Origin of the sequence: Candidatus Methanoperedens sp. BLZ2, assembly GCF_002487355.1 — an archaeon.
Taxonomy (GTDB): domain Archaea; phylum Halobacteriota; class Methanosarcinia; order Methanosarcinales; family Methanoperedenaceae; genus Methanoperedens.
In genome coordinates this window covers 20,444-31,290 of record NZ_NTMG01000080.1, presented here as the reverse complement: position 1 = coordinate 31,290, position 10,847 = coordinate 20,444, and the positions used below count along the sequence as shown (strand labels likewise).

Here is a 10,847-nt window from a genome sequence, read left to right as displayed (position 1 = left end):
TATTTTTCAAAACGCAACATTTCCTTTGTGTTTTCTGTTTTCACACGCGGGAAGGGTATAATATGTTTTTTTCCGTATATAACACTTTCCCTCGCGCATTATTTTTCTGCACGGTTCCGGCGTTTATCGCAGAACATATTTGTTTTTCCTACAACACACATTCCTGTTTTCACAAGCAGGAAGCGTCTTGTATGTTTTGCACCGTATATAACAGTTTCCCTTGCACAGTTTTTTTGAGCAAGATCATTGTTAATTTCTATTCATGACCCGAAAAATTCCAGATTCATGTATATTATATAGGTTATATATAGGGCTTGACATGTTAACTGTCGAGCTTCCCCAGCTACTACACTATCGTATTTAACAGTTGTGCACAAAAATAAGACAAATAAAAAAAAACAGAAAATCAGAAATTAAGCAGTGTTACTCAATTTCATAATAGCAGCCGCAATATCTCCTTTTGTTTCTTTGAGTGTATTGCGTGCATCGATCTCACTCGACTTTGACTGCTCCATCACAAGCTTAACATCTTCTTCAGGTATCGTAGTCTCGCGGACAACTTCCTGCGGCGTTCCAGTTACTTGATACGTTTTCATGCCTCTTGCATCCATTATCGTGACCTGGGCATCCTTGAAAACAATGTCTTTTTGAGGAGTTCGGATGATCACTTCTTCCACTCCCTCTATTTCATTGACATCAATTCCCATCTGCTTCATCATCGAAGCCATCTTTCGTGGGTTTATACCTTTACCAAGTCCGGGAAACATTTATCTCACCCGCAGCTGCTGCATCCTGAGCCGCATTTGGGAGCATTGGGATTGTCTATGACAAAACCTTTACCATATTCATTATCTATGAAATCAATTTTGAAATCCTCAATATCTTCCTGGATATCTTTATTGAAGAAGATCTTTATTCCATTACTTTCAGAAATAGCATCCTCATCTTTAGCCGTTTTTTCAAGTGTCAGACCATATTGTATCCCGCTACAGCCGCTTCCAGCTGCGAAAACGCGTAATCCATGGTCGGTTTTCTTTTCTTTTTCAAGCAATTCTTTTAGTTCTGCCGCAGCAGCATCTGTTATCTCGATCATTTGCGTTCTCCTTTTCCTTCTATGTTTTGGATATATATAAATGTAGTATCCGCATTCGCATCTAAAAAAGGCTTAAATAGTAAAAGAACGACTTTAATAGTGGAGGCTGATTATGACTAGAGACGAATTGCTTGAAAAAGTACGATTATCACGCCCAGCAGTGACAGTTGTTGGTCTGGGTGGTGCCGGGTGTAATATCACAACATGGATAGCAGATAAAAAACTTGCCGGTGGTAAAATAATCGGAGCTAATACTGATGCAGGGCATCTTAGCACAATGACAAGGGCAGATAAAATAATACTGCTTGGTGAGAAGCTATGCAAGGGACATGGATGCGGCGGATATCCTGAAAAAGGCGCTGAAGCCGCTAGAGAGAACCTTAATGAAATTAAGGAAGAACTACAAGGTACAAATCTTCTTTTCCTTGTGGCAGGTCTTGGAGGCGGGTCAGGCACAGGCTCAATACCTGTTTTTGCAACAGTGGGACGAGAAGTAGGCGCTCTTACCATTGCATGTGTGACAATTCCTTTTACCATCGAAATGACGCGCCGGGAAAAAGCACGCGATGCTATAAAATCACTGGCAGAGAATTGCGATTCAATAGTAGTAATTGATAACTCAAAACTAAGGGAAGTAGCAGGGAACCTGCCGCTCAAAGACGCACTATCGGTTGCAAACGCGCTAGTAGGAGCATTTGTTAAAAACATAACAGATACAATAACCCAGCCCAGTCTTGTGAACCTTGACTACTCTGACCTCAGGGCAGTAATGGAACGCGGAGGGATTTCCTCAATCGGTATCGGTGAAGGTGACGGACCGGCTCGTGTGGAAAAAGCAGTATCCCAGGCTTTATCAACACCATTACTTGACATTACCGACATCACCACAGCATACGGTGTCCTGATCCACATAGTAGGAGGCGAGGACATGACCCTTGAGGAAGTAGCAATTGCAGGTGAACAAATAATGGACAAGGTCCCCAATACGAAGCGCGTTATATGGGGCGCAAAAGTTGACCCTGACCTTTCAGGAAGAGTACGAGTAATGGCAGTGCTCACCGGAGTTACATGCCCGTTCCTTAGTGGTGTGCAAAAACCTGCACCAGCTCCTGCAATTCCCAAAGAAGTTGCAAAACCACTTCGCCAGGCCATGGAACATATGATAGAAGCGTTACCCCAGGAAAAAATATCAAGAGCTGCGGTATTCAGTAAAGAAAGGTAAGATTTATTGTTTTCAGATAAACTTAGGATAAATATTATATAAGTTTATCTGATATTACTTTTTTTTGTATGATACGGAAACCTTTAATTTTTTGAATGAGATATCTAAAAAATATATTATACGGTTTTTTGGCCTGGCTCATACCATTTGTAGCTTCTTTCTTTTTTTACACAAGAGAGGGAGAATTGACCATCGACATATTTTTATTTAAGTCGATCATGATCATAGTCGGTTCTTTTTCTGCTGCTTTTCTTTTAATTTCTTATTTTAAAAAAATCAATGCAGACTATTTTAAAGAAGGAATCATTGTCGGATTAATATGGTTTGGCATAAATATTCTATTGGATTTATTAATATTGATCCCTATGTCAGGAATGTCGATTACAGATTATTTTACACAGATAGGAATAAGGTATCTTGTAATTCCCGCAATGAGCATTGCTATTGGCACCTCTCTGGAAAATAAAAAATAAAGTGAAGAATATAATGGAATCTTTAAATGTGTCATTTCCGGTCTAATTTTCCCCATTTTCTCCGGGTTAAAAATCCCCAGTTGACAATTCTGGACTGAAAAATCCAGGATTGGAGACAATGATTGAAACGGAGGAATGATTTATGATAAGAGATCTGCATGCCCAAGGTTTGAACATCACCGAGATATCCAATAGAACAGGATTTGATCGGAAGGCCGTGCGAAAATATTTGAATTCAACAACACTACCGGAACCAAAACATAGAGCAAAAAGAGTTAGCAAGCTCGATAACTACAAGGATTACATAATCAAGAGGCTTGATGAAGGACCTTTCACAGCGGTCCGGCTATTCCGGGAAATCCAGGAAATGGGTTTTACTGGAAAAAAGACAATAGTTGGTGATTTTGTAACAAAAATTCGACCAAAGAAGGGAGTCCCTGCAACTCTTAGGTACGAGACAAAACCAGGGGTACAGGCACAGGTTGATTGGTCAGAATTTGGGAAAGTAGATATCGACAGCAAAATGCAAAAACTATACTGCTTCAACATGATACTTGGTTTTTCAAAGATGAGGTACATCGAATTTACGCTAAGCATTGACGTATATTCCCTGATCAAGTGCCATGTGAATGCTTTTCGTTATTTTGGTGGATTTTTGGTGGATATACGAAAGAGATACTCTACGATAATATGAAGCAAGTAGTGATAACCAGAGCCTTAAAATCCACTGATTCAGAATGGAATAAAAAATTTGAGGATTTCTTCAAGCACTATGGATTTATTCCTCGCTTATGCCGTCCCTATCGACCCCAAACAAAAGGTAAGATCGAAAATACAGTCGGTTACGTCAAAAGAGATTTTTTCTTAGGTGGGAGCTTTTCCTCAATTGCGGATATCAATAATCAGGCAATCACATGGTTAAAGAGAGTAAATTCCAGTTTGCATGGAACCACCCATGAAATACCACTTGAACGTCTTAAAGCTGAAGAACTAAAACCCATCGATGGAGTCCCTGAATATCTTGTCATCCGTGAAGAAACAAAGACTATCTCAAGAGATTGCTTTATTTCCTACCTTGGGAATCAATATTCTGTACCATATCGATTTGCCGGCAGAGAGGCTACACTTGCGATATTCAATGGTAAATTTAGCGTTATTGTGGATGGAGAATCTGTTTGTGAACATGAAATAATCTCAGGAAGCGGCCGGGTATCAAGAGTAAAAGAACATTTCAAAGGATTGATGAGTGAAATCATGAAAGAAAATAACGCTTCCCTTAATAAATCAGGGCAATCGATATTGAAATAGCAGATAAAGAAAAAGCCATAGTAGCTGGCGCTATTCTTATAGTATCAATAGTTTGCATAATTATAGGTATTTATGGAGGGTTTAATTATCCAATTTTACGCATATTTTTTATTGGTATATCTTTCTTTTATCTTCCGGTTTTCTTTGTTCTGGAGATAGTGTATTCCATCATTTCTTCGATGCGCCCGGATATGGATACAATGACGGCTTCGCAATTTTATTTTCATTTTGGTTTAATGTTTGTTCTTGGTTGTGTTTATGTATATCTTGTGTCATCTATTATCGTTTTTGCTCATAGAAGAAAAAATTCCAGTTCTTACTTCATGCTTGAAAGTGGTGGAAAATCGCCATAATCTTTCCGGGAGGGGCTTTCTATGATCTGTAATCCATAACGTTTATTATTATTGCATGACCGTTACTTTTACCTATTCCGTCTTTCATACTATATCCTGCAGGGACTGATAAAATGCCTTTCATCAACTTTTTTTCAGTCCCTGCAACCTTCTATAAATCAAGGTCTATAGAACCTTGCGTTAACCTTTGCGTTAACCTATTTGATAACATAATATATAGCTCTACCAGTGCCTTTTGGTTGGATCAAGTTTTGTTCAATTAACTTTTTAATTTCCTTGTATGCTGCAGGACGTGATATTTTAAACATCTTTTGGATTTCACCACTTGTTATTCGTCCATTTGAAATCATATGTTCAATAACCTTAGTCTGTTTTTCTGTAAGAGCCAACTGTCCTTTTGAATCTTTTTTATGTTTTTCCAGAGAAAGCTGCAATACCTTCTCCTTTACTTTTGTGAGGGAAAGAAGAACGCCATCTGTAAAGTATTCGATCCATTCTGTGAGATCAAGGGTTTTCTGATCAATGGAATTTAAAACGCGGTAATATGCCAGTCTGTCGCTGTCGTAATAATCATCTAATGCAAAGAATTTTTTAATGTCAAATTCCTTGAGATAAAGGATCAGGGTCGCTAACGCCCTCGCAGTCCTGCCATTACCGTCTACAAAAGGATAAATCCTTACAAATTCATAATGTGATATTTTTCGGGAGAGGGGGGCATAAAAATAATTTCGCCTGTTATCCTGTTGCCAACATATACCTGAAGTTCTCTGTATCTGCCTTCATGCTCAGGATTTTCTAAAATGTCTTTTGTTATATCTTTATGTAAATTTAAGATAATTTTTTCAGTTATTTTATCCTGTTCCTGATACTTTTCTATATCCTCTAAAACCCTGAGAGAATTGAGCACTTCCTGCTGTGCTTTTCTTGTGGCCGTTATTTTTCTACCCTGTGCAAGCTGGCTGACCTCTTCTAATGTGAGTGGATTTCCTTCAATTGCAGTGGATGCATGCGCTGCCTTTATAAGTGCATCTCTCCTGAGTGTTATTTCCCATTTTGGCACAAGATAGGCATTGACAATGATTTCTCTTGCCGAAGCTATGTCCACGAGATTTTTTACTATTTTATGAGTGTAATTGAAATTGGGGGTGAACATTGTATCTATCCGTCTAATTTTTTGTATTTATTCATGTGCCATTATTTTCATCGATACAAGAGCTATTGCCACTATGGCAGCGGTGGGAGTGTGCAATGATGTTTTGTAATTAGAAAATCTTATTTTTTCTCTTTTTGGCAACATATTAATTTTTCTATCAATAGCTCATTTTCACTACGTTAAATTTTTTAGATTTTCATTTATGTAATATTGATTGATTTTTTCCTGTTCAAGTCGGAAATTTTTCTCACACAGATAATTGAATAATTCCTTTTCTTCATCTGTCAAATTCTGAAAATCAATATTAGTATTAGTGGGGGTTCCTGAAACGATAAATTGTTGAAAAAGATTTAGAGTTTTAAAATCCATCATAACTGATTTTGTGTGTGGGAAATATGACCTTATTTGAGACAATATTTGAAATCCTTGTGCATCAATATCGCCCCAATAGAAAATATTTGAATTCTTTAGCCAATCAATTTGTTTCAATATCTCAATTCCAAAACCTCCAACAAACAGCCCAAATGTATCTTTTAAATATGGTAAAGTCAGAAAATTCATTTTATTCTCAGTAATTATAAATCGTCCATTCATTATTTTGAGATTATTGAATATTATTATTGGAATGGAAAAATCTGAAAAAGATAAATTATATTTTGCTAAGGAACTTTGATCTAATGCTCTTACTCTGATAAGTGGCTCATCATATCTTAGATAAAACCTTTTTTCAAATTCAGATTCATCCTTTTTTATAGCTCCATTGGGCAGTAAAAAGTCCAAAAGTTGCTTTAAAGTTCCTTTATTTTCTTCGATGAATTTTGTATGGATTTCTATAGGCAATTCACGAATGTAAAGATTTGGTTTCGTATTTTTTTGAAAATATTCACAAACTTTCAAAATATTGTTCCATTTGCCAATATTACCAATAACTTTACTAGTATTTTTATCAATCCAATCATTGAGACTAGGTATTGTTTCTCGAATCTGAGAGATAGCTATTTTAAATTCAGAAACTTCTTTCTCTTTCTTGATATATTTCAGATAATCGGTCTCATTCTCAAAATAGATTCTGCAAGGGAAGGATTGTAATCCATATTTCCGTGTGTTAGACTGTGATAATTCGACCTTATAACCATAGCCCAGTTTATCTTTTGATCCATTGATTAGTTCTTTAACTTCTCTTTTAATTATATTATAATCATCTGTGGAATTAACTCTACCAAAAGGGATTTCTTTGGGGAAAAATGACTCTGATTTTAATAAAGCAGTTAGATATTCATGGTACAACCTTTCTGCTTTTTTCTTTATTCCAGATGGATTAGTCATAAGTATGAGATAAATTTTTGGGTTCTTTTTTCTTTTCGTAATATTCTTGCATAGGTAAAGTATAAACTTTGGAATTGTTCCAATTCTGATTATTTTCTACAAAATGAACAGAGGAAATATACGGTTCTACGATATGAATTTTATCTAATGGTGTAACTACTAGCAACTGTAAATTCAATTTTTTGAATAACTCCATAGCATAGCGAGAATTTGCTTCATCAGATTTACTAAAAGCTTCATCAATAACAACAAATCGAAATGATTTTGATTTTGTCTGGTGAGAGTCTAATCCGAATTGGTAGGCGATGGCTGAACCAAGAATTGTATATGCGAGCTTGGCTTTCTGGCCACCCGATAAACCTGACGAATCTGAGTAATGATTTTTTTCTAAATTGTTTTCTTTATATCTTTCACTGGCTGAAAAGGTTAGCCAATTTCGCACATCGGTAACTTTTTCAGTCCATCGTTGTTCTTTATCAAATTTTTCTATAATTGCCTTAATTTTATGAAAGCTTGCTTCATTTGACTCTGAATTATCAATTTTGCCAACATCTGGCAGACAGTCCCTAATCATTAGCTTAAAATTCCTGATTTCCGGGTCACGATTAGTTTCACTATCAAGTTTAATAAAAGTTGACGGCGTATAATCAATTGTTGTTAAAGATTGATTCAAAGCCTCAATTTTAGTTTTAATTTCTTCTTCCTGCGTTTCAAGCGTGGATTTAAAACCAGCAATATCCTGGATAATGTTTTCATTGAGTAATTCTTTGAATCGTTTCTGATGACGTGGCAAATCTTCATGTTCAATTTTATTGAGAATGTTTTTATATTCACTTATGGCTTCTATAGATGCATCTACTTCTGTTGTTTCTTCAGGATAATCTTTTTTATAATTCAACATTAATTTTTCAATAGATTTTTCGATTTTTCTTATTTTTTCGTCGACATCTTTTATTTTTAATTCAAATATATTTTTAATTTCTTCTTGTAAATCCCAGATTTTTTCAAGCACTATTATTTTGCCTTGTAAATATAGTTCTATTTTGGAGGAAAATATTAGTATATCTTCTTCCTTATAATTATTTAACCCCTCTTGGGAACTCACCAAATGTTTTTGGTATTCTTTGATATCCCTCTCAAGATTTGTTTCATTTTTTTCGCTTTCCTTTGCTTTAATTTCCTTATCTTTTTGTTTTATTTTAAGTTCTGTCAATTCATTTTGTAATTGTTTTAGTTTATCTGAACTTTCTTCTAATTTTTTCTTTGTTGTTTTCAGAGTTTCAATTTCTATGACTACTCTTTTCCATTCTATCTCTGCGAAATCTTTATAATTTATAATATCCTGTAAAATTTCTTTTTTATGCTTAAGTTGATCTTGCTCATGGTCATTAGTTCTGACACTATCGCTAGTTCGATTTATTATGACCTGAAGATCATTCATTTCTTTTTGAATAGCTTTGATTTTCTCTTGATTATTCCAGCCTAAAATGTAATTTCTTCTATCAAGAATATTTATACTGTCATTTTTTTCATGTAAAGTTTTTCCTTTAATAAGACCACTTTTAGTTAAACCTTTTAATTCTTTTTGGAAACGTTCTAAATCATTACAACAAATATAATTATAATATTCAATTAATTCATTTTCAAGCCATTTACGAAAATCGGTATCTGGCTTTAATTCTATCTTATTGTAAATTTCATCTGCATCTATCTCTCCATATAATCTAAATTCATTTTTCAGTGCTACTTTGTTATATACAAGCTTACCTCTCAAATCAGTCTTATTCACGTAATGATTGAATCTGCTATAATGAATCTCAGGAACAAGAATACGTAGACCAAAACTATGTAATAGGCGCTCAATAGCTCCTTCCCATTCTTTTTCTTTATCTTTTACTTTAAGTAGCTCACCAATGAAAGGTAATTCCTGAACAGGAATTTCTAAAAAAGTTGAAATTCTTTCTCTAATTTCAAGATTCTTACCAGGTATCTGGCTTTTTCTTTGCTTTAATGATTGTAGCTCAGTATTATTATCTTTATATTTGGTTTCGAGTTGATTTAGTTCTAATTTCAATTCGTCTCTCTGACGAATTAAATTTTGCCATTTCGTTTCAATAGATATTTTGTCCAAACTGGCCTCTGCAAGAGATTTATAGAAGACTGTCTCATCGGGTTCAGAATTGTAGTCTAACTGCTTTGCTAGAGTGCAGTAACCTTCAGCATTTTTCTTTTTCCTTTCCTGCTCTTTTTGAAGATTTTCAATGTCTATATCAATCTGTCTAAGATGTTGTCCTGTTTCGTCTCTATTAATTGCAATGTTCAGTCCATTTTCCATTTGTCTTAAATTTTCCAATTCAGCATCTAGAGTTGCTATTTGATTTTTTATCTGTATTAGGATATTTTGTTTATCGACTATGGCTTTGTTCAATAAATCAATTTTAATTTTAGAAAAAAAGGGAGTGACAATTCGTAAGCAATTATTAGATTCCTGTATCTCGAAAGAAAGTTTCTCAAACTGATTTGCTTCACTTATTATTGGTTTTAATTGTTGCAGTTGTTTATTTGCTTTTTGGATTGCTTCGTAAGATTTAGTCAGATCGTCATAATTTTTCTTTAAATCTCTGATTTTCTCTCTAATATCTACCTTCTCTAACATGTAGTTGCGCAGGAAATCATTAAGATCACCGATTACTTTTATAGCGACAGTTTGATTAAATAGACCCAATGCCTTCTCAGAAATTAAGCCAAAAATCCTGCGAAAGGAAATACTATAATTTATAAATTGATCATAAATGTCGGTATTCCCATTTGAAATAAGTCTTTTCTTTAAATCTTTTATGCTCGAAACATTATTGAAGTGTTCTTCTATATTCAATTCTTTATCCGATTTTATAAAAAATTTTCTTATAGAATCATTCTCAAACCAGAACACTTGGGCTAAAGTTATTTTTTGCTGATAACCCTGATTAAAAAAATATGCAAGCAAAACAGAATAATCATCTTTAGTTCGTAAATATTGAACTTTACTCGTATTTTGATCTATTTCATCCTTCAATCTTCCATATGCGCCTAATACATAGGTCTTTTCATCCCTTTCCCGTCTTTTTTCAGGTAATGAGGCAAGATTGTAATTTCTTATAGTATTTGGCACTAATAATGTTAGTAAAGCATCAACTATTGTAGATTTACCAGAACCATTCGCACCAGTAAGCAGGGAAGTGTAGCCGTTAGGTTCAATTCTCCTTATAGATTTGTTAAAAGTACCCCAATTATATAATTCCAATCTATGTAAACGAAAGCCTATTTGGCTATTGTCTGATTCAAATAGAGTTTTCTGCATATTGTTTTAGCCTTATTTTAATGTCATTTAGAGTTTCAGCCGCAATTTTCGCTTTTATGATAGCTCTGATTTCATATTCTTCTTTTCCTGGATTTTTTAAATGTCTTAGAAAGCCCAAATCTATGACTTTATTGATGATCGCATCAAGTTTTCCTCGCTGTTTTTTTTCGTCCGTTTTTTCTTTAAAGAATTGAAGCAACAGTTCATACAAATCATCTCTTGTAAGAATTGGGGAGCGGGTAGAATCAGTATTTCCTACATCATATTGTAACAATTTTTCACGAAGCAAAACACATAATAAAGTGACATCATAACTTAATGGGATTCTGCGGGTAAGTCTTGGCAAAGAGTTATTTTTATCATCCTCTTCAAATTCTTTTTGTTTTAGAAATGCATAGCCATCAGGTTCATTTATGAAAAGTTTTACTCCGATTTTTTCAAAATAATCTTCCACAGATATTCGATTGGATAGCAAACTCTCCCAAATGTCTTTATCATCATAATGAACTGCTCCTTGCAATAATCTGATGATTACAGATGCATAACTTAGTATTTTTTCATTTTCCATAACAGATCGTA

General features: G+C 34.5%; 9 protein-coding genes and 1 pseudogene. 3 read left to right on the top strand and 7 right to left on the bottom strand.

Translation table 11 applies throughout. From position 1 onward, the window contains the following. Nucleotides 1–413 precede the first annotated feature (413 nt). Both CL181_RS16755 and CL181_RS16750 read right to left on the bottom strand, forming a co-directional pair. Complete coding sequence (locus CL181_RS16755) at nt 414–767, bottom strand: nascent polypeptide-associated complex protein (RefSeq protein WP_097300472.1); 354 nt, start codon at nt 765–767, stop codon at nt 414–416. A gap of 5 nt (nt 768–772) precedes the next feature. Continuing rightward, nucleotides 773–1,093: an iron-sulfur cluster assembly accessory protein gene (locus CL181_RS16750; protein WP_097300471.1), complete on the bottom strand. Its 321-nt coding sequence runs from the start codon at nt 1,091–1,093 to the stop codon at nt 773–775. A 112-nt stretch (nt 1,094–1,205) separates the two neighbouring features. Between CL181_RS16750 and ftsZ the strand changes: the two genes are divergently transcribed. The 3 genes and pseudogenes from ftsZ to istA form a co-directional block, all read left to right on the top strand. Further along, nucleotides 1,206–2,315: a cell division protein FtsZ gene (gene ftsZ / locus CL181_RS16745; protein WP_097300470.1), complete on the top strand. Its 1,110-nt coding sequence runs from the start codon at nt 1,206–1,208 to the stop codon at nt 2,313–2,315. 218 nt (nt 2,316–2,533) lie between these two features. Further along, nucleotides 2,534–2,788 carry a hypothetical protein gene (locus CL181_RS16740; protein ID WP_255251619.1) on the top strand — a complete coding sequence of 85 codons (255 nt, stop codon included), beginning with the start codon at nt 2,534–2,536 and terminating at the stop codon, nt 2,786–2,788. 142 nt (nt 2,789–2,930) lie between these two features. After that, a pseudogene (gene istA / locus CL181_RS21280) lies at nt 2,931–4,057 on the top strand (IS21 family transposase); the annotation flags it as partial. Nucleotides 4,058–4,646: 589 nt separating this feature from the next. On the opposite strand, the gene CL181_RS20950 reads toward istA, so the two are convergent. The 5 genes from CL181_RS20950 to CL181_RS16710 form a co-directional block, all read right to left on the bottom strand. After that, nucleotides 4,647–4,883, bottom strand: a complete 237-nt coding sequence (locus tag CL181_RS20950) for a winged helix-turn-helix domain-containing protein (protein ID WP_217993206.1) — start codon at nt 4,881–4,883, stop codon at nt 4,647–4,649. Nucleotides 4,884–5,125: 242 nt separating this feature from the next. Next, complete coding sequence (locus tag CL181_RS21275; protein WP_255251618.1) at nt 5,126–5,602, bottom strand: Fic family protein; 477 nt, start codon at nt 5,600–5,602, stop codon at nt 5,126–5,128. A gap of 174 nt (nt 5,603–5,776) precedes the next feature. After that, the gene (locus tag CL181_RS16720; RefSeq protein ID WP_097300466.1) at nt 5,777–6,928 is read right to left on the bottom strand and encodes a Wadjet anti-phage system protein JetD domain-containing protein; all 1,152 of its coding nucleotides are present in this window, start codon (nt 6,926–6,928) and stop codon (nt 5,777–5,779) included. Next, on the bottom strand, nt 6,921–10,268 hold the full coding sequence (locus CL181_RS16715) for an ATP-binding protein (RefSeq protein ID WP_097300465.1): 3,348 nt from the start codon (nt 10,266–10,268) through the stop codon (nt 6,921–6,923). The genes CL181_RS16720 and CL181_RS16715 overlap by 8 nt, the downstream gene beginning before the upstream one ends. Beyond that, the gene (locus CL181_RS16710; RefSeq protein WP_141398951.1) at nt 10,249–10,836 is read right to left on the bottom strand and encodes a DUF4194 domain-containing protein; all 588 of its coding nucleotides are present in this window, start codon (nt 10,834–10,836) and stop codon (nt 10,249–10,251) included. Before CL181_RS16710 ends, CL181_RS16715 begins: the two co-directional genes overlap by 20 nt. Nucleotides 10,837–10,847: the final 11 nt, after the last annotated feature.